The organism is Nocardioides sp. zg-DK7169 (assembly GCF_013155365.1).
In the GTDB taxonomy this organism is placed as follows: Bacteria; Actinomycetota; Actinomycetes; order Propionibacteriales; family Nocardioidaceae; genus Nocardioides.
Window position 1 is genome coordinate 73801 of sequence record NZ_JABJRA010000010.1, and the last position, 20108, is coordinate 93908.

General features: G+C 74.8%; 14 protein-coding genes. 12 read left to right on the forward strand and 2 right to left on the reverse strand.

Features of this window, described 5'->3' with window-relative positions; genetic code table 11:
• The first annotated feature begins 37 nt into the window (after positions 1–37).
• The 7 genes from HOQ23_RS15375 to pcaC all read left to right on the forward strand — a co-directional run bounded on the left by HOQ23_RS15375 (position 38) and on the right by pcaC (position 8254).
• Positions 38–1090 (forward strand): SGNH/GDSL hydrolase family protein, encoded by a 1053-nt coding sequence (locus tag HOQ23_RS15375; protein ID WP_172215470.1) that lies wholly within the window; start codon positions 38–40, stop codon positions 1088–1090.
• A gap of 188 nt (positions 1091–1278) precedes the next feature.
• On the forward strand, positions 1279–2688 hold the full coding sequence (locus HOQ23_RS15380; protein WP_172215471.1) for an ABC transporter substrate-binding protein: 1410 nt from the start codon (positions 1279–1281) through the stop codon (positions 2686–2688).
• 99 nt (positions 2689–2787) lie between these two features.
• On the forward strand, positions 2788–5091 hold the full coding sequence (locus HOQ23_RS15385; protein ID WP_172215472.1) for an ABC transporter permease: 2304 nt from the start codon (positions 2788–2790) through the stop codon (positions 5089–5091).
• Positions 5084–5824 carry an ABC transporter ATP-binding protein gene (locus HOQ23_RS15390; RefSeq protein ID WP_172215473.1) on the forward strand — a complete coding sequence of 247 codons (741 nt, stop codon included), beginning with the start codon at positions 5084–5086 and terminating at the stop codon, positions 5822–5824. The genes HOQ23_RS15385 and HOQ23_RS15390 overlap by 8 nt, the downstream gene beginning before the upstream one ends.
• Positions 5821–6570: an ABC transporter ATP-binding protein gene (locus tag HOQ23_RS15395; RefSeq protein ID WP_172215474.1), complete on the forward strand. Its 750-nt coding sequence runs from the start codon at positions 5821–5823 to the stop codon at positions 6568–6570. Before HOQ23_RS15390 ends, HOQ23_RS15395 begins: the two co-directional genes overlap by 4 nt.
• 8 nt (positions 6571–6578) lie before the next feature.
• Positions 6579–6965, forward strand: coding sequence for a hypothetical protein (locus HOQ23_RS15400; protein WP_216654279.1), 387 nt, complete (start codon positions 6579–6581; stop codon positions 6963–6965).
• A 110-nt stretch (positions 6966–7075) separates the two neighbouring features.
• Positions 7076–8254, forward strand: a complete 1179-nt coding sequence (gene pcaC / locus HOQ23_RS15405) for a 4-carboxymuconolactone decarboxylase (protein WP_172215475.1) — start codon at positions 7076–7078, stop codon at positions 8252–8254.
• Here pcaC and HOQ23_RS15410 read toward each other — a convergent pair.
• Positions 8227–9663, reverse strand: coding sequence for an MFS transporter (locus HOQ23_RS15410; protein ID WP_172215476.1), 1437 nt, complete (start codon positions 9661–9663; stop codon positions 8227–8229). The genes pcaC and HOQ23_RS15410 overlap by 28 nt on opposite strands.
• A 71-nt stretch (positions 9664–9734) precedes the next feature.
• Between HOQ23_RS15410 and HOQ23_RS15415 the strand changes: the two genes are divergently transcribed.
• Complete coding sequence (locus HOQ23_RS15415; protein ID WP_172215477.1) at positions 9735–10247, forward strand: nuclear transport factor 2 family protein; 513 nt, start codon at positions 9735–9737, stop codon at positions 10245–10247.
• A 52-nt stretch (positions 10248–10299) separates the two neighbouring features.
• On the opposite strand, the gene HOQ23_RS15420 is transcribed toward HOQ23_RS15415, so the two are convergent.
• Positions 10300–10701: a universal stress protein gene (locus HOQ23_RS15420; RefSeq protein ID WP_172215478.1), complete on the reverse strand. Its 402-nt coding sequence runs from the start codon at positions 10699–10701 to the stop codon at positions 10300–10302.
• Between the two features lie 185 nt (positions 10702–10886).
• Here HOQ23_RS15420 and HOQ23_RS15425 point away from each other — a divergent pair, with 185 nt between their 5' ends.
• Genes HOQ23_RS15425 through recD form a run of 4 tightly spaced genes read left to right on the forward strand, consistent with a single transcriptional unit; the run spans position 10887 to position 20085 of the window.
• Complete coding sequence (locus HOQ23_RS15425; RefSeq protein WP_172215479.1) at positions 10887–11381, forward strand: PGPGW domain-containing protein; 495 nt, start codon at positions 10887–10889, stop codon at positions 11379–11381.
• A gap of 57 nt (positions 11382–11438) precedes the next feature.
• Positions 11439–14816: an exodeoxyribonuclease V subunit gamma gene (gene recC, locus HOQ23_RS15430; RefSeq protein ID WP_172215480.1), complete on the forward strand. Its 3378-nt coding sequence runs from the start codon at positions 11439–11441 to the stop codon at positions 14814–14816.
• A gap of 11 nt (positions 14817–14827) precedes the next feature.
• Complete coding sequence (locus HOQ23_RS15435; protein WP_172215481.1) at positions 14828–18223, forward strand: UvrD-helicase domain-containing protein; 3396 nt, start codon at positions 14828–14830, stop codon at positions 18221–18223.
• Positions 18220–20085 carry an exodeoxyribonuclease V subunit alpha gene (recD, locus tag HOQ23_RS15440; RefSeq protein WP_172215482.1) on the forward strand — a complete coding sequence of 622 codons (1866 nt, stop codon included), beginning with the start codon at positions 18220–18222 and terminating at the stop codon, positions 20083–20085. The genes HOQ23_RS15435 and recD overlap by 4 nt, the downstream gene beginning before the upstream one ends.
• The last annotated feature ends 23 nt before the right edge of the window (positions 20086–20108 follow it).

Consider the following 20108-nt stretch of genomic DNA (forward strand, 5'->3'; position numbering starts at 1 on the left):
ACGCACCCCTCACACCCGCCCCAAGATGGAGGAACCCATGTCGTCAGCTCGTCCCCGGACCCGGCGCCGGCTGTGCGCGGCGCTCGTCGCCGTCGCGCTCACCGCCGGCTCCGCGCTCGTCGCCGCCCCGACCCCGGCGGTGGCCGCCAGCGAGGTCGTCGGGGGAGGCGAGCCGATCGACTACGTCGCGCTCGGTGACTCCTACAGCGCCGGTCCGCTGATCCCCGTGCAGCGCGCCGATCCGCTCGGCTGCCTGCGCTCGACCAACAACTACCCGGCGTACCTCGCCTCCCACCTCGACGTCGCGACGTACGTCGACGTCACGTGCTCCGGCGCGGAGACCGCCGATCTCGACCGGCGCGCGCAGAAGACGATCCTTCCCGGCCCCTCGCCGGCTCCGCAGCTCGACGTCCTCACCGACGCCACCGACCTGGTCACCCTCGGGATCGGCGGCAACGACTACGAGCTCTTCGGGTCGATGATCAAGGTCTGCCAGGAGGTCGCGCCGCTGGCCCCGAAGGGCGCCCCCTGTCGGCGCCACTTCACCAACCGCAAGGGTGTGGACACCAAGCTGCGCGACGCCGACCGGATCCGCAAGGACGTCGGGCGGGTGCTGCGCGGGATCGCGCGCCGCGCCCCGAACGCCGAGGTGTACGTCGTGGGCTACCCGCGGCTGCTGCCGCAGCGCGGCACCTGCAAGCAGGTCAGCTTCGCGACCGGCGACTACCGCTGGGGCAACCGCGTCGAGCGCCGGCTGAACCGCTCGCTGCGTCTGGCCGCGCGCAACAACGGCGCCACCTACCTCAACCTCTACCCGGCCTCCCGCGGGCACGACGCCTGTGCGGGCAAGGAGGCCTGGATCAACGGCGACACCCTCAAGTTGTTCCGCGCCGCCGACTTCCACCCCTTCAAGCGGGGCATGCGTGCCGCCGCCCAGGAGCTCTACCGCCAGATGACCGGCGGCCTGACCGCTCCTGCGCGGGTGCGCCCGCGGGCCGCCGACGCGGCCGGCGGCCCGGTCGTGGCGCGCACCGTGCCGCCCGTCCGGCTCGCCGAGGCCTGGCGCGACCGGATGCGCGCCCAGGGCTGACGCGCCCCTCCCAAGACGCCGGGCACCCCCATCGCCGGGGGGTGTCCGGCGTCCGTGCGTGTGGGGCCCCGCGACATTCGTCAGGGGCGAATTTCCCAGATCTAGAACAGGTTCTGGTCAAATCTGTCAGCATGCGATTCGATGTGTTCGCCGTCACAAGGGGCGGCCGACTGGGGAGGACCAACCACATGCGTCATCACAGGATCGCCCGGGTGGGCGTCGTCGCCGCCAGCCTGCTGCTGGTCGCCACGGCCTGCGGCACCGACCGCGACGAGGAGGACCCGTCGGCGGGCGAGGAGACGACCGCCGCGGCCGCCGCCAACCTGCCCACCGACACCTTTGGCGACCTCGAGGCCCCCTGCGGCGACGGCGACGCCAGCGGTGCGACCGACCCCGGCGTCACCGACGAGACGATCACCATCGGCTACGGCGACGACAAGGGCTACCCCGCGACCCCCGGCCTGAACCAGGAGATGGGCGACGCGATGGACGCGTTCGTCGAGTGGTGCAATGGCCTCGGCGGCATCAACGGCCGCGAGATCGTCGGCAACCGCTACGACGGCATGATCCTGGAGTCGGCCAAGGTCATCAAGGAGTCCTGCGGCCAGGACTTCATGCTCGTCGGCCAGGGCTTCGCGCTCGACGCGAACATCGAGCCCGACCGCATCGGCTGCCAGATGCCGACCGTCGCGGGCTTCGCGATCTCCCCCCAGGCCGCGATGGGCCCGATGAAGTACGAGCCCGTGCCCGGCCCGGTCGACCTGTTCAACGACGCCGACATCGAGGTCATCGTCGAGAACTACCCGGAGTTCAAGAACGTCGCGTTCCTCAACAGCGACTCCCCGGCCGTGGACCAGGCCGGCACCCGCTACACCGACAACTTCAAGGGCATCGGGATCACGCCCAAGGACTGCGGCGTGGAGCTGAAGTCCGCCGGCGGCGACAACTACCGCGCGATCGTGCAGAAGTTCAAGGAGTGCGACGTCGACGCGCTCTTCACCTGGACCCCGCCGTCGCCCCCGATCTACAACTTCCTCGACGCCGCCAAGGTCGAGGGCTTCGACGTGCCGCTGGCCAACGCCGCCACCTGGTACACCGACGGCGTGCTGAAGGCCAACGTCGGCGACCTGACCGAGGGCACGATCATCGCGCTGAACTTCCAGCCCTTCGAGAACGCCGACGTCGTGCCCGCCGTGGCCGACTACCGCGCCGTCCTCGAGCAGACCGGTGGCGAGCAGGGCCTGCTGGGCATGCAGAGCGCCTCCGCGTTCCTGCTGTGGGCCACGGTCGCCAAGGACTGCGGCAGCGAGCTCACCCGCCAGTGCATGGTCGACGGCCTCGCGAAGGTCAACGAGTGGACCGGCGGCGGCCTGCACGGCACCTCCGATCCCGGCAACAACACCCCGCAGGAGTGCGCGATCCTCGTGACCGTCGCGGGTCGCGGCTACGAGCAGATCCAGCCGGCCGAGAAGGGCGAGTGGTACTGCTCCAAGAACGGTGCCCGCAAGGCGCCGGAGGCCGCCTGGGGTGTCGAGCTGACCGACGACCGGATCGCGACCACCTTCCTCACCGACGACGTGCTCACGCCCAAGGGCTGATCCGGCGTCCGCCCGGTCGCCACGGCGGCCGGGCGGACGGCAGGACGCACAGGCAGGCGGACAGGGTCCGCGGGGCGACAGAGGGCTGGGAGGGACCTGATGGAGCTGTTCCTGACGTACACGATCGTCGGGCTGGTGCTGGGGTCGGTGTACGCCATCGCGGCGTCCGGCCTGGTGCTGACCTACACCACCTCGGGTGTCTTCAACTTCGCCCACGGCGCGCAGGCGATGCTCGCGGCGTTCCTGTACTGGCAGCTCAGCGTGGGCTGGGGGCTGCCGGTCCCGGTCGCGTTCCTGCTCGTCGTGCTGGTCCTCGGCCCGCTGGTCGGCGTGGTCCTGCACCGCTTCTTGATGCACGGGCTGCGCGACGTCGCCGAGGTCACCAAGGTGATCGTCACGGTGGCGGTCCTGCTCGGGATGGTCTCGCTCTCGCAGTGGGTGTGGGACCCGACCGAGCCGCGCAAGGTGGAGATGCTGTTCGGCAACTCGGCCTCGGTCGAGCTGTTCGGCGTGCGGGTGCGCTACCACGAGATCATCTGCCTGGTCGCGGCCGCGCTGCTGGCGATCGGCCTGCGCCTGCTGTTCACCCGCAGCCGCCTCGGCGTGACGATGCGCGGCGTGGTCGACGATCCCGACCTGCTGCGGCTCAACGGCCACAACCCCGACCGGGTCGCGATGGCCAGCTGGGCGCTCGGCTCCGGGCTGGCCGCCTTCGCCGGCGTCCTGGTCACCCCGGTCGCCGGCGGCTCGCTCGAGGCCAGCATGCTCACCCTGCTGATCATCGACACGTTCGCCGCCGCCATGTTCGGGCGGCTGCAGAGCATCCCGCGCACCTTCGTGGGCGCGTTGGTGCTCGGCCTCGCCTCGACGTACCTCCTGGCCTACGCGCCGAGCAGCTGGGACTGGGCGGGCAACGTCAAGACCGCGCTGCCGATGATCGTGCTCTTCCTGGTGCTGCTGGTGCTGCCCCAGGACCGACTGCGGGGCGCGCAGGTGCGCACCCGTGAGCGCAGCCGGGTCCCCTCGGTGCGCCAGGCGCTCGGCTGGGGCGTCGCGTTCGTCGCGATCGTCGCGCTGCTGACCAAGGTCGCGGACCCGCTCATGCACGGCTCGTTCGTCGCCGGCCTGGCCTTCGCGATCATCGCGCTCTCGCTGGTGCCGCTCACCGGGTACGCCGGGGAGATCAACCTGGTCCCGCTGTCCTTCGGCGCGGTCGGCGTGATCGTGGCCTACCACGTCGGCATCGTGGGCAGCGGGCTCGCGTCGCGGATGGGCTGGGTCGGGCTGCTGGCCGGCACCGTCGCCGCGGCGCTCGTCGGCGGCCTGGTCGCCCTGCCGGCGCTCCGGCTGCGCGGGCTCTACCTCGCCCTCGCGACCATGGCGTTCGGCGGGCTGGTCTCCACCCTGGTGCTGACCGAGATCCACCCGCGGAGCTGGTTCGGGTGGGAGGGCGCGATCTTCCCGACCGGCACGATCATGGTGCCGCCGGTGCAGCTCGGCCCGTTCGACCTCGACAGCGACGCCACGGCGATGATCGTGCTGGCCGCGATCTTCGCGCTGCTCGGCACCGGCATCGTCGCGCTGCGCAACACCGGCTACGGCCGGCGGCTGGTGGCGATGAAGGACAGCCCCGCCGCCAGCGCCATGCTCGGGCAGTCCCTGGTGCGGCTCAAGCTCGGCGTCTTCATGCTCTCGGCGGCGATCGCCGGGCTCGGCGGCATCCTGATGGCCGCCTCGGCCGGCTCGGTGTCCACCGACGCGTTCATGATCACCGCGAGCCTGGCACTGGTGATGCTGACCGTGGTCGGCGGCGTCGGCTACGTCAGCGGCGCGCTCTTCGGCGGGATGATGGTCGGGATGGGGTTCGCCCTGGTCAACGGCACCTTCCGCGACCTCGCCCTCACCCACGACGCGTGGTCGCCGGTCCTCGGCTCGATGGGACACCTCTTCGCGGTGCTCGTCGCGCTGATGGGCATCACCGTCAACCAGAACCCCAGCGGCATCGTGCACCAGCTGTGCGGGGGCTACCGCCCGCTGCTGCGCGCCCGTCCGGTGCTGTACGTCGGCGCCGGCGTGGCCGCGCTGCTCGTCGCGCTCAACCTGCTCGGGGTGATCGGGGACTGGTGGCTCGCGATCGCGCTGTTCTGCGTCGTCGCCCTGACACCGGTCCTGGGCCAGGTGTGGATGGCCGAGCGGGTGCTGCCCCCCGAGCAGCTCGAGGCCCACGCGGCCCGGCGCCGGGTGCTCCCGGTGGAGCGCCGCGGCCTCGACGCCCCGATGACCCCCGAGGAGCGCTACGACCTCGACGTCGCCCTCGGGCTGCCGCCGCGGCCGCTGCCGTCCCACGACGTCGAGGTCGCCCTGGCCGGCGGCGTACCCCTGAAGGAGGCCGTCCGTGGCTGAGCACCCGCTCCTGCAGACCCGGGGCGTCACCGTGCGCTTCGGCGGCAACGTGGCCGTCGACGACGTCAGCCTCGACGTCGCCGCCGGCACGATCACCGGCCTGATCGGCCCCAACGGCGCCGGCAAGACCACCTTGTTCAACACCGTCACCGGGATGCAGCGCCCCAGCGCCGGCACCATCCTGCTCGACGGCCAGGACATCACCCGGCGCTCCCCGGCGCGCCGCGCCCACCTGGGCATCGCGCGCACCTTCCAGCGCCTCGAGCTGTTCCTCTCCCTCTCGGTGCGCGACAACGTGCGGGTCGCCGGCGACATCGCGAAGGCGCGGCACGGACGCTCCTTCGACGTGGACGCCGAGACCGACCGGATGCTCGAGCTGACCGGCCTCACCGCCATCGCCGAGGAGGAGGTGGCTGCGATCCCGACCGGGCGGGCGCGCGTGGTCGAGGTGGCTCGGGCCCTGATGACCCGGCCCCGGCTGCTGCTGCTCGACGAGCCGGCCTCGGGGCAGACCGAGCACGAGACCGAGGAGTTCGCCGCGCTGCTGCGTGGGCTCGCCGACACCGGGCTCGCCGTCTGCCTGGTCGAGCACGACCTGCCGCTGGTGATGCAGCTGTGCCGCACCATCCACGTCCTCGACCGGGGCCGGGTGATCGCCTCCGGCACGCCCGCCGAGGTGCAGGCCTCGCCCGAGGTCATCGAGGCCTACATCGGCCAGGAGGTCGTGGCATGAGCGAGACGCTCGCGGGGGCCCTGGGCGTGCTGCCCGAGGAGCTGCTCGCCCCGCCGGTCCTCGAGCTGGTCGGCGTACGCGCGTCGTACGGCCCGATCGAGGTGCTGCACGGGGTGGACCTGACCGTGCGCGCGGGCCAGGTGGTCGCGCTCCTGGGCCCCAACGGCGGCGGGAAGTCCACCACCGTCAAGGTCGCCTGCGGCCTGCTGCCGCTCACCTCCGGGGAGCTGCGCTACGGCGGGCGCAAGGTCGACGGGATCTCCGCGCAGGACACCGCACGGCTGGGGGTCTGCACGATCCCCGAGGGCCGCGGGATCTTCGCCAACCTCAGCGTGCGGGAGAACCTGTGGCTCGCCACCGGCACCGGGGTCTCGCGGGCCGCGATCGAGGAGGCGGCGTTCGGCCGGTTCCCGATCCTCGGCGACCGGCGCAACCAGCTCGCCGGCTCGATGTCGGGCGGTGAGCAGCAGATGCTCGCGCTGTCGCGGGCCCTGGCCACCGACCCCGCGGTGCTGCTCCTCGACGAGCTGTCGATGGGCCTCGCGCCCATGATCGTCAGCCAGATGTACGACACGGTGGCCCAGCTCGTCGAGGAGGGGATCAGCGTGCTCGTGGCCGAGCAGTTCGCGCGCACCGTCCTGCCGATCGCCGACGTCGCCGCCGTGATGCTGCAGGGCCGGGTCACTGCCGTGGGCAGCCCCGCCGAGATCGATGCCGACCTTTCCACCACCTATCTGGGGGGATGATGACCACCATGTCCAGCAGCATCACCAGCAGCGCCGAGCCCGCGCACAGCGGCAAGCGGGGCGCGGCGTTCGCCGACGCCGTCGCGGAGAAGAGCCTCAAGGCCGACGGGGTGGCGCGTGACGGCGTGACCCGCGCGGCGGGGCTCGCCCTCGCGGTGGTCGGCATCGTGCTCGCGCTCCTCGCGTGGATCAACTCCAACGGCCTCAGCGACGGGCGCGACATCGCCTCGATGCAGATCCTGGCGATCGTGGGGGTCGCGGTGACCGTGCTCGGCTCCGGCCTGTTCGTCGCCGGCGTGGTCGCGCGGGTGCTGCGGCTGTGGCTGCTGCGCCAGCTCGTCGAGAGCCAGGACCGCGCCGACCAGCTCGCGGCGGCGCTGGCCGCGCGCGACTGAGCGCCTCCGCGGGGCGACCCCCGCGCAGCGCATAGCCGCCGGCGGCAGGATCGGCAACACTGGCGAGGTGGCCCGCACGGGGTCGCACGTCCCCCCGCTGGAGGAGCCCGATGAGCACCGTCCACCTCACCGCCGTACGGCTCGGCGGCCGGCCCGGGATGCCGTTGCTCGTCCTGGGCCCCGCCCTCGGCACCACCGCCCAGACGCTCTGGGCGCCGCTCGCCCCGGAGCTCGCCTCCGACTTCCAGCTGGTCGCCTGGGACCTACCGGGCCACGGGACCAACTCGATGGTCCCCGACCACCCGATCACCGTGGCCGACCTGGCCGCCGGGGTCCTCAGCCTCGTCGACGGCATGGGGGAGGGCATCCACCCGCCGACGTTCCACTACGCCGGGTGCTCGGTCGGCGGCGCCGTCGGCCTCCAGCTTCTGCTCGACGCCCCGGGCCGGGTGGAGTCCGCGACCCTCCTGGGCACCGGCGCCCGCCTCGGCAACGCAGCCGGCTGGGAGGACCGCGCCGAGACGGTCCTGGACAGCAGCACCGAGGCGCTCGTGCCCACCGCCGCGGAGCGGTGGTTCTCCCCGGGCTTCCGCGAGCACCACCCGGGCCGGGCCTCCTCCCTGCTGCACGCGCTCGGCGACACCGTCGACGAGGGGTACGCCGCGGTCTGCCGCGCGCTGGCCGGCTTCGACCTGCGCGACCGGCTCCCCGAGGTGGCGGTCCCGGTGCTCGCGGTCGCCGGGGCACGCGACGTGTCCGCGCCCCCCGAGGTGGTCCGCGCCGTGGCCGAGGGGGTGCGCGAGGGCCGCCTGGTCGTGCTCGAGGACGTCGCCCACCTCGCCCCCGTCGAGGCGCCGGAGGCGGTCGCCCGGCTGGTGCGCGAGCACGCCCTGGGCCCGACCCGCGACCAGCTCACCGTCGCCGAGCTGCGCGAGGTCGGCATGCAGGTGCGCCGCGAGGTGCTGGGCGCCGAGCACGTCGACCGGGCGATGGCCGACGCGACCGAGCTGACCCGGGAGTTCCAGCACTTCATCACCGAGTACGCCTGGGGCGGGGTGTGGAACCGTCCGGTCCTGGACCGCCGGGCCCGCTCGATGATCACCCTCAGCGCGCTGATCGCAGGCGGGCATCACCCCGAGCTGGCGATGCACCTGCGCGCCGCGCGCACCAACGGGCTCAGCGTGGCCGAGATCCGCGAGGTGATCATCCACAGCGCGATCTACTGCGGCGTCCCGAGCGCCAACGTCGCCTTCCGGATCGCTCAGGAGTTGTTCGCCGACGAGTTCTGACCGGGCGGGTCCCCGCCGGGCGTGCGGGCGGGGATCGTGAGCCACGAGAGCACCCCGCCCGCCGCCAGCAGCGCCGCGCAGACCACCATCGCCGAGCCGTACGCCGCGTCGAGGGCCGCCGGGTCGGCGTACTCCTCCCCGCCGAGGCCGACGACGAGCGGGAGCGCGGCGACCGCGAGCAGCGAGCCAGCGCGGGCCACCGCGTTGTTGACCCCGCTGGCGAGGCCGGCGTGCGCGTCGGGGACGGCCGCGAGCACCGTCGCGGTGAGCGGGGCGACCAGGAGCGCCAGGCCGAGGCCGAAGAGGGTCAGCCCGGGCAGCACCTCGGTCCAGTAGTCCACCTGCGCGCCCACGCCGAGCAGCAGCAGCGTCCCGCCGGCCATCACCAGCGGACCCACGGTCATCGGGAACCGCGGGCCGGTCCGGGCGCCCAGCGCGCCGCCGCGCGAGGCGAGCAGCAGCATGCAGAGCGTGACCGGCAGCGTGGCGACCCCGGCCTCCAGCGCGCCGTACCCGCTCACGGTCTGCAGCTGGAGCACCAGGAAGAACAGCACCGCGCCGAGGGCGGCGTAGACGACCAGGGTCATCGCGTTGGCCGCGCCGAAGGTGCGCTCGGCGAAGATGCCGAGCGGCAGCATCGGGTGCGCGCTGCGCCGCTCGTCCACGACGTACGACGCGCCGGCGAGGACCGCCACCACCAGCGCCCACGGCGCCGCCGTCCCGCCCCACCGGATCAGCGCGTAGGTGAGCCCGCCGAGGGCGAGGACGGTGCAGGCCGCGCCGAGCAGGTCGGGGCTGCGTGGGGCCTGCGGGTCGAGGGTCTCCGGCACCCGGCGCGCGACCGCGACGGTCAGCGCGGCGAGCGGGAGGTTGACCAGGAAGATCCAGCGCCAGTCGGCGTACTGCACCAGCCCGCCGCCGACGAACGGGCCGATCGCGGAGGCGAGGCCGCCCAGGCCGCTCCACGCCCCGATCGCGCGGGCCCGGTCGTCGGGGGTGAAGACGGCCTGGATGATCGCCAGGCTGCCCGGGGTGAGCAGCGCGGCGCCGACGCCCTGCAGCACGCGCGCGCCGATGAGCACCTCGGCGCTCGGGGCGAGGCCGCACAGCAGCGAGGCGAGCGCGAACCAGGTCGTGCCGACGACGAACACCCGACGCCGTCCGAAGCGGTCGCCGAGGGCGCCGCCGAGCAGGATCAGGCTGGACAGGGAGAGCAGGTAGCCGTTGGAGGTCCACTGCAGCTGGGCGAGGCTCGCGTCGAGCTCGGCGCCGATCGTGCGCAGCGCGACGTTGACGACCGTCGCGTCGAGCATCGTCATGCCGGAGCCCAGGACGGTCGCCAGCACCACGGCCCGGCCGGTCGCCGTGCCCAGCCGGACCCCACCGGCGGGCAGGGCACCCTCGCTCATCGCTCGAGGCTAGTCGCGCCGCCGGGCGCGTCGAGTGGAACCTGTTCTCGTTCTCTGCTCTGATGCGGCGCATGGACGAGCGCACCGGCACCTTCAGCGAGGGCGAGATCCGCGAGGCGTACGCCGCCCTGCACCAGCGGGTCCAGGGATTCGCCGACTCCGGGGACTGGAGCGGCTTCGCGGACTGCTTCACCGAGGACGCGACCTACGTCGAGCACGTCTACGGCACCTTCCACGGCCGCGACGAGATCCGCGACTGGTGCGTGCGCACCATGAGCGCGTTCCCCGGCTGCGCGATGGTGGAGTTCCCGCTGTCGTGGACGGTCGTCGACGTGCCGACGTCCCGGCTGATCTGCGAGGTCGGCAACGTGATGCCCGACCCCGGCGACGGCTCGGTGCACAACGCGACCAACCTGACGATCGTCACCTATGCCGGCGACGGGTTGTTCAGCCGCGCGGAGGACGTCTACAACCCGATGCGCTTCCTCAAGACCACGCTGCGCTGGGCGCAGGTCGCCGAGCAGCACGGCACCCTGAGCGAGGAGGGGCGTGCCTACGTCGCGGCGTACGGCGGGCGCGGCTGAGGCCGGTCCGCCGAGCCGCCGCGCGGTGCGGTCGGGCTCGGTGCGGTCCGGGTCAGTGCGTGTGGACGATGAACAGGTCGCACGAGGCGTGGTGGGCGACCGCGCCGGCGATCGAGCCCAGGCCGCGCAGCGGGCTCTGGAGGCGCTTGTTGCCGACCACGACCAGGTCGGCACCGAGTCGGTCGGCCTCGGCGAGGATGACGTCGGCCGGCTTGCCCGGGACCGCCTCGGTGGAGATGTCCTCGAGGACCGAGGCCAGGCGGGCCCGCTCCTCGGCGACCACGGCGAGCGCGCGCTCGTTGTCGTTGATCCGGTGCCGGCTCTCCTCGCCCTCGGCGCGGTGGGCGCACACGATGTGGAGCCGTGCGTCGAACCGGGCGGCGATCTCGGCGGCCCGGTGGGCGGCCGCGGACGCGGTCTCGCTCCCGTCCACACCGACGACGACGATCTTCACATGTCCTCCTGGGAGTCGTACCGGGAGTCGAACCGGTCCGCGAAGCGTAGCGGCCGGCGCGGCGGGCCATCCGGCGAACGGCCTGGGGAGTTCCCGGAACGGGTGCGGTCTTGGTCTCGCGGACGGCGCTCGCGCCCGACCGGGTCCGTCGCGGTGTTGGCCGGTTCTGGGAAACTGTCCTCGTGATGACCGCGGCCCGTCGACTGACCCTGGAGATCGTGGGGTGGGTGCTCGTGGTGGCCGGTGTCGCCGCGCTCGTGCTCCCCGGTCCCGGCCTGCTCATGCTGTTCGGCGGCATGGCGATCCTCTCCCAGCAGTACGAGTGGGCGGAGCGGCGGCTCGCGCCGCTGAAGTACCGCGCGCTCAAGGGCGCCGCAGAGTCCGTCGAGGCGTGGTGGCGCATCGCGCTGACCTTCACCGGCATCGTGCTGCTCGTCGCCTGCGGCGTGGTGTGGATCGTCGGCCCCGCGGTGCCGGGGTGGTGGTCGCTGCCCGACGGCTGGTGGCTGCCCGGCGGTGCCGCGACCGGCGTCACCCAGGTCGTCTCCGCCCTGGTCGCGCTGGGCCTGCTCGTCTACAGCTACCGCCGCTTCCACGACGACCCGGAGGCGGTCGCCGAGCTCGAGCACGACCTGCACGAGGCCACCCGCGCCCGTGAGGACCGCGACGTCGCTCCCTGAGCCCGACCGGTCCCGCTCGCCGCGGCACTGTCGGCCCGCCGTGGAATGCTGCGCGTCGTGACCCTGCACCTGCACCGCGCCGCCCGCACCGACGTGCTGGTCGATGCGCTGGCGCGCCTGCTCGCGACCCCGCTCGCCGACCCGTTCGCCGAGGAGGTCGTGGTCGTGCCGGCCAAGGGGGTGGAGCGGTGGCTGAGCCAGCGCCTCTCCCACCACCTCGGCGCGGGTCCGCGCGGCGGTGACGGCATCTGCGCCGGCGTCGGGTTCCGCACCCCCCGCTCGCTGTTCGCCGAGATCGCCGGCACCCGCGACGAGGACCCGTGGTCGCCGGAGTCGCTGGTCTGGCCGCTGCTCGCCGCGGTCGACGACAGCCTCGACGAGGGCTGGGCGCTTCCGCTGGCCCGCCACCTCGGCCACGGCCTCGCCGGCGAGGAGGCCGACCTGCGCCACGGCCGCCGCTTCGCGGTCGCCCGGCGCTTGGCCCGCCTGTTCGCGTCGTACGCCGTCCAGCGCCCCGCCCTGGTCGCCGACTGGGCCGCCGGTCGCGACACCGACGGGCGCGGCCACCCGCTGCCCGCCGACCTGACCTGGCAGCCCGAGCTGTGGCGCCGGGTGGCGCAGCGGGTCGGCGCGCCCGCGCCGCAGGCCCGCCTCGCCGAGACCGTCGCGCGGCTGCACGACGAGCCCGGCTCCTTCGACCTGCCCGACCGGCTCTCGCTGTTCGGCCACACCCGCCTCCCGGAGACCGAGACCACCCTGCTGGAGGCGCTCGGACGGCACCGCGAGGTCCACCTCTGGCTGCCGCACCCCTCCGGCGCGCTGTGGGACGCCTGGGGCGCCGAGCTCGCGAGCGGCACCCGCGGTGCGGCGGACCGGCGCGCGGACCACAGCCACCGCGTCGTGGCCCACCCGCTGCTCTCCACGCTCGGGCGCGACGTGCGCGAGCTGCAGCGCACCCTGGCCGGGGTCACCACCCGCGACGAGCAGGTCGGCCCCGACCCGCACACCCCCGACACGCTGCTCGGCTGGCTCCAGGGCGACCTGCGCGCCAACGCCGTCGGTCCGGCGGCCGCCCGCACGCTGCGCCCCGAGGACCGCTCGGTGCAGGTGCACGCCTGCCACGGCGCCGCGCGCCAGGTCGACGTCCTGCGCGAGGTGCTGCTCGGGCTGCTCGCCGAGGACCCCACCCTCGAGCCGCGCGACGTGCTGGTGATGTGCCCCGACATCGAGACCTTCGCGCCGCTGATCTCCGCCGGGTTCGGCCTCGGCGACGTGGTCGGGGAGCAGGGCCACCCCGCCCACCGGCTGCGGGTCCGCCTCGCCGACCGTGCGCTGACCCGCACCAACCCGCTGCTCTCGGTCGCCGAGCGGCTGCTCGACCTGGCCGGCGGCCGCGCCGGCGCCGGCGACGTGCTCGACCTGGCCCACACGGAGCCGGTGCGGCGCCGCTTCGGGTTCCGCGACGACGACCTCCAGCAGCTCACCGACTGGGTCCGCACCGCCGGGGTGCGCTGGGCCTTCGACGCCGAGCACCGCGCCGAGTACGGCCTCGACGCCTACGTCGCCAACACCTGGCGCTTCGGCCTGGACCGGCTGCTGGCCGGGGTCGCGATGTCGGAGGACACCGGCACCTGGCTGGACCGCACGCTGCCGATCGACGACGTCGGCAGCGGCCAGGTCGAGCTCGCCGGCAAGCTGGCCGAGTTCGTCGAGCGGCTGCGCACCGTCACCGACCTGCTGGTCGGCGCCCGCCCCCTGGAGCACTGGCTGAGCACCCTCGCGGACGGCGTCGAGTCGCTGACCGCGGTCCCCGCGAGCGAGTCCTGGCAGGTCGGGCAGGTGCAGCGCGAGCTCGGCCGGGTCCGCGAGGCCGCGGGCGGGCTGGGCGCCACCTCGCTGCGCCTGCCCGACGTCCGCGCGCTGCTGGCCGACCTCTTCGCGGGCCGCCCGACCCGCGCCAACTTCCGCACCGGCACGCTCACGGTCTGCACGATGGTCCCGATGCGCTCGGTGCCGCACCGCGTGGTCTGCTTGCTCGGCCTCGACGACGGGGTCTTCCCGCGCGTGGGCAGCGTCGACGGCGACGACGTGCTCGCCCGCGAGCCGCTCACCGGCGAGCGCGACCCGCGCAGCGAGGACCGCCAGCTCTTCCTCGACGCGATCCTCTCCGCCACCGAGCACCTCGTGGTCACCTACACCGGCGCCAACGAGTACTCCGGCCAGCCGCGCCCACCCGCCGTACCGCTCGGGGAGCTGCTGGACGCCCTCGACCTCACCGCGACCGCCCCCGAGGGCCGGGTCGCCGACGCCGTCACCGTGCGGCACCCGCTCCAGCCCTTCGACGCACGCAACCTGGTCCCGGGCGCGCTCGTGGCGCACACGCCGTTCACCTTCGACCGGGCCGCGCTCAGCGGCGCCCGCGCCGCCGCCGGCGAGCGGCAGCCGCCGGCGCCCTTCCTGCCCGGCCCGCTGCCCCCGGCCCCGCTCGAGGACGTCTCCCTCGACGACCTGGTCTCGTTCTTCTGCCGTCGCGGCGGCCCGGTCCAGGGGTTCCTGTCGCGCCAGCGCCTCGACGTGGCGCTGCCCTACGACGAGGAGCCGCTCGACGACGGGCTGCCGGTCGAGGTCGACCAGCTCGTGCAGTGGCAGGTCGGCGACCGGGTGCTGCGCGACCTGCTCGCCGGCATGGACGTCGAGCAGGCCCGCCAGCAGGAGTGGCGCCGCGGGGTGCTGCCGCCCGGGATGCTCGGGTGGCGGGTCCTCGGCGACCTGCTGATGCGCGCCCAGCCGCTCGCCGCCGCCGCGCGCGAGCGCCGCACCCGCCCGCCGCGGGCCGTGGAGGTCGACGTCGATCTGGGCCACGGGCGGCGGCTGCGCGGCACCGTCGCCGACGTGTACGGCGACCGCCAGGTGCCGGTCACCTACTCCCGGCTCGGCGCGGCGCACCGCCTGCAGTCCTGGATCCGGCTGCTCGCGCTGGCCGCGACCGACGAGGACCAGAGCTGGACCGCCCACACGCTGGGCCGGCCCACCAACAGCCGCTCGCGCGAGGCGTTCGCGGTCTCGCTGCTCGGCCCGCTCGACCACACTGCGCACAGCCGGCTGCGCGAGCTGGTCGAGCTGCGCGACCGCGGCCTGAGCGAGCCGCTCCCGCTGCCGCTCAAGGCGTCGCTGGCCTACGCCCGCACCCGCCGCACCCGGGCCACCCAGGACGAGGCCGTGCTCAAGGCCGGCTGGGACTGGCGCGACGGGAGGTACGACGGGGAGCAGTCGCTGCCGGCGCACCGCACCGTGTGGGGCCGGGGCGCGCCGCTGCCCGGGCTCGACGTCCCGCCCGGCGACGGCGAGGGGTTCGAGGGGGAGACCACCCGCTTCGGGGCGCTCGCCCTGCGGCTGTGGAGCCCGTTGCTGGTGGCCGAGCAGGGGAGCTGGTGATGGTGCAGAGCATGGAGTCCGTCCGTCCGGTCGGGGAGCCCGGGGACGTCGCGTCCTTCGAGGTCACCGGCGAGCTGCCCGGCGTGGGGACGACCCTGCTGGAGGCGAGCGCCGGCACCGGCAAGACCTTCACCGTCGGTGCCCTGGTGACCCGCTACGTCGCCGAGGGCGTCGCCGCGCTGGAGGAGATGCTGGTCATCACCTTCGGGCGCGCCGCCAGCCAGGAGCTGCGTGAGCGGGTGCGCGACCAGCTGGTCGAGGCCGAGCGCGCGCTGGGTGACCCGGACTCCGCCGACCGCGACAACGCCGTGGTGGCCCACCTGCTGGCCGCCGACGCCGAGCGCCGCGCCGAGATGCGGCACCGGCTGCGCGACGCGCTCGCGTCCTTCGACACCGCGACGATCGCGACCACCCACCAGTTCTGCCAGATGGTGCTGCGCTCGCTCGGCGTCGCCGGTGACACCGACTCCGGCGCCCAGCTGGTCGACAACCTCGACGACCTGGTCGTGGAGGTCGTCGACGACCTCTACCTCCAGCGCTTCGGCCACGTGCGCGAGCGCCCGCCCTTCGACCGCGCCTGTGCCCTCTCCCTCGGGCGCCGGGCGGTCGGCGACCCCCAGGCCGTGCTGGCCCCGGCCAGCGACCCGGAGAGCGCGGCCGGAGCCCGGGTGGGCTTCGCCCAGGCCGTGCGCGAGGAGGTCGAGCGCCGCAAGCGGCGCCGCGGCATCCTCAGCTACGACGACCTGCTGACCCGGCTCGCCGCGGCCCTCGAGGACGACGACGCCCCCGCCCGGGCGCGGATGCGCGAGCGCTGGCGGATCGTGCTGGTCGACGAGTTCCAAGACACCGACCCGGTGCAGTGGCAGGTGCTGGACCGCGCGTTCAGCGGCCACGCCCGGATGGTCCTCATCGGCGACCCCAAGCAGGCCATCTACGCCTTCCGCGGCGGCGACGTGGTCACCTACCTCGCTGCGGCCCGCACCGCCACCACCCAGGCGACCCTCGGGACCAACTGGCGCAGCGACGCCGCCCTCCTCGAGCGGCTCCAGGTGGTCCTGCGCGGGGCGGCGCTGGGCCATCCCGAGATCGTGGTGCGCGACGTCGCCGCCCACCACCCGTGGCCCGACCGGGAGGTGCCGCGGCTGCGCGGCGCCCCCTCCTCCGCGCCGTTCCGGCTGCGGCGGCTGCCGCGCGACGGCTTCCGGCTCAAGCGCGGCCTGATCGGCGCCCCCGACGCCCGCGAGGCGATCGCGGACGACTGCGCCGCCGACATCGCCGCGCTGCTCGCCTCCGAGGCCACCTGGTGCGGGGAGCCGCTGCAGGCCCGCCAGGTCGCGGTGCTCGTCGGGGTGCGCGACCACGGGCTGCTGGTCCAGCGGGCGCTCGCGCGCCGCGGCGTACCAGCCGTGCTCGCGGGGGGCGGCCACGTCTTCTCGACCCCCGCCGCGGACCAGTGGCTGGCGCTGCTCGAGGCGCTGGAGCAGCCGCACCGCTCCGGGCTCGTGCGCGCCGCGGCGCTGACCAGCTTCTTCGGCCACACCACCGCCGAGCTCGACGCGGGCGGGGAACGGCTCACCGGCCGGATCGCCGACACCCTGCGCGGCTGGGCGCTGCTGCTGCGCGGGCGCGGCGTCGCCGCGCTGGTCGAGGCCGCCGAGGAGCGCGGCCTGAGCGCGCGGGTGCTGGCCGGCGTCGACGGCGAGCGGCTGCTGACCGACCTGCGCCACCTCGCCCAGCTGATGCACGAGCTCGCCACCCGCGACCAGCTCGGCCTGACCGCCCTGCTGGGCTGGTTCCGCGAGGAGCAGCGCCGCACCACCGCCACCGAGCGGCCCCGGCGCCTCGACTCCGACGCGGCCGCGGTCCAGATCGTCACCGTGCACGGCAGCAAGGGGCTGCAGTACCCCGTCACCTACCTGCCCTTCGCCTACCAGAGCTTCGAGTTCTCCACCGAGGTGGCGCTCTTCCACGACGACGAGGGGCGCCGCACCCTCGACGTCAGCGGCGCCGGCCCGGCCTGGGAGGCCAACCTGGCCCGGCACCGCGCCGAGGAGGGCGGCGAGGAGCTGCGCGACCTCTACGTCGCGCTCACCCGCGCCCAGGGCCAGGTGGTGGCGTGGTGGGCCCCGACGTACAACACCCGCATCGGCGGGCTGCACCGGCTGCTGTTCGGGCGCCGCCCCGGTGTCGCGGAGGTGCCCGACGCCCAGGACGTGCGCGACGACGAGTACGCCGCCCGGGTGCTGGCCATGCTCGAGGAGCTCGGCGGCCCGGTCGCCGAGGTCGCCGAGCCGGTCGAGGCGTCCGGGCAGGTGTCCGGGTCCGACACCGGGGAGCTCGCGGTGCGCCGCTTCACCCGCGTCGTCGACACCGACTGGCGGCGCACGTCGTACTCCGGGCTGATCCGGGTCGAGGAGGAGCAGGCGCTCACCGGCCACGGTGAGGTCGCCAGCGAGCCCGAGGTCGCCGGTCTCGAGGACGAGCCGCCCGCTCCCGAGCCGGGGCTCGCCCCGGCCACGCTCCACGCCGTGCCCGAGGGCGCGGACTCGGTGCCCTCGCCGATGGCCGACCTGCCCGCCGGCGCCGGGTTCGGCAGCCTGGTCCACGCCGTCCTCGAGCACACCGACCCCGAGGCCCCCGACCTGGTCGCCGAGCTGCGCCGCCACGTCGCCGAGCAAGTCGCCTGGTGGCCGGTGGAGGTGGGCGTCGACACACTCGCCGAGGCCCTGGTGCCGCTCCACGAGACCCCGTTCGGCCCGGTCGCGCCCGGCTGGACGCTGGGCCGGGTGCCGCTGCGCGACCGGCTGCGCGAGCTGGAGTTCGAGCTGCCGCTGGTCGGCGGCGACGTCCGTGACGTGCCCGGCGCGGCTCCCCGGCGCGAGGTGCTGCTGCGCGACCTCGCCCCGCTGCTGCGCCGCCACTTGCCCGCCGACGACCCGCTGGCGCCGTACGCCGACCGGCTGGAGACGCCGCCGCTGGGCGACCAGCCGCTGCGCGGCTACCTCTCGGGGTCGGTCGACGCCGTGCTGCGGCTGCACACCGACGACGGGCCGCGCTTCGTGGTGGTCGACTACAAGACCAACATGCTGGGCGACCCGTCACGCCCGCTGACCGCGGCCGACTACGCCCCGCCGCTGCTCGCCGAGGCGATGCTGCACTCGCACTATCCGCTCCAGGCGATGCTCTACTGCGTCGTCGCGCACCGCTACCTGCGCTGGCGCCAGCCCGGCTACGACCCGCAGGTCCACCTCGCGGGCGTGCTCTACCTCTACGTCCGCGGGATGTGCGGCCCGGACACCCCCACGGTCGACGGGTGCCCGTCGGGCGTCTTCGGCTGGCGCCCTCCCGCGGCGCTGGTCGTCGCGCTGTCGGACCTGCTCGACGGCGTACGCGAGGAGGACGCATGATCGAGCGCTTCGAGGTCGAGGACCGCTTCGACGCCCGGCTGGCCACCGGCGCCACCGGCCTGCTGCGGACCTTCAACCACGCCGGGGTGATCACCGCGGCCGACGTCCACGTCGCCTCCCGCCTCGGCGAGCTGACCGGCACGGTCGACGAGGAGGTGCGCCTCGCCGTCGCGCTCGCGGTCCGCGCCGCGCGCCACGGCTCGGTGTGCGTCGACCTCGCCGCGGTCGCCGCGGCGCCGGAGCCCGAGGACGCCCAGGACTCCGGGGCGACCGGGCAGCAGCCGGTCGAGGCGGACCCGCTCCCGTGGCCGGCCGTCGACGGCTGGCTGGAGCGGGTGGCGGCCAGCCCGGCGGCGGCCGCGTCGGTGGTGCAGGTCGAGCACGGCCAGCTCTACCTCGACCGCTACTGGCGCGAGGAGGGCCAGGTCCGCGACGACCTGCTGACCCGGGCCGCGGCGGTCCCGCCGGCGATCGAGCCGACCCGCCTCCAGGCGACCGCCGAGCGGCTCTTCCCCGGCGAGGGGTACGCCGAGCAGCGCGCCGCCGCGCTCGCGGCCGCGCGCCAGTGGACCACGGTGCTCACCGGCGGCCCCGGCACCGGCAAGACGACCACGATCGCGGGCCTGTTGGCGCTGCTGACCGACCAGGCCGAGGCGACCGGGCGGCGGCTGCGGATCGCGCTCACCGCGCCGACCGGCAAGGCGGCGGCGCGGCTGCAGCAGGCCGTGGAGGAGGCGCAGGCCTCGGAGCGCTTCACCGACGAGGACCGGGCCCGGCTCGCCGACCTCGGCGCCTCGACGCTGCACCGGCTGCTCGGGTGGGTGCCGGAGTCCAGCACCCGCTTCCGCCACCACCGCGGCAACAAGCTGCCCCACGACGTCGTGGTGGTCGACGAGACCTCGATGCTGTCGCTGACGATGATGGCCCGGATGCTGGAGTCGGTGCGCCCCGACGCCCGGCTGGTGCTGGTCGGGGACCCCGACCAGCTCGCCTCCGTGGAGGCGGGGGCGGTGCTCTCCGACCTCGTGCAGGGCCTGGCCGACACCACGCCCGACGCGGTCGCGGCGCTGCGCACCACCCACCGCTTCGGCGGCAGCATCGGCGCGCTCGCCGAGGCGCTGCGGGCCGGCGACGCCGACCAGGTGCTCGCGCTGCTCACCTCCGGGGCAGACGACGTCGAGCTGATCGACCCCGAGGACCCGACCGCCACCGACCGGCTGCGCGACCTGCTCGTGGAGCACGCCCTCGCGGTGCGCGCCGCGGCGCTGGCAGGCGACGCCGACGGCGCTGTCCGGGCCACCGACGACCACCGGCTGCTGTGCGCCCACCGCGACGGGCAGTGGGGGGTCAACCACTGGAACCGTCAGGTCGAGCGCTGGCTCGGCGAGGCGACTGGCCAGCCGGTCGGGGCCGTCTGGGGTCAGGAGTGGTACGCCGGACGCCCGCTGCTGGTGACCGCCAACGACTACGGCCTGGGCCTGTTCAACGGCGACACCGGCGTGGTGGTCCGCGAGGACGACGAGCTGCGCGCCGTGGTGGCCGGCGTCGGGGAGCACCTGCGCTTCGCGACGTCCCGGCTCTCCGACGTCGACACCCTCCACGCGATGACGGTCCACAAGAGCCAGGGCAGCCAGGCGCGCGAGGTCACCGTGCTGCTACCGCCCCAGGACTCCCCGCTGCTCACCCGCGAGCTCTTCTACACCGCGGTGACCCGCGCCCAGGAGCGCGTCCGGGTGGTCGGGTCCGAGGCGGCGGTGCGGGCCGCGGTCGCACACCGGGTCCAGCGGGCGACCGGGCTGCGCCAGCGGCTGCGCACGGCAGGCATGGCTGGACCGGTGCGCGCCGCGGCGACCGAGTCCTGAGCAGGCCGCCGCCGCAGGCTCGG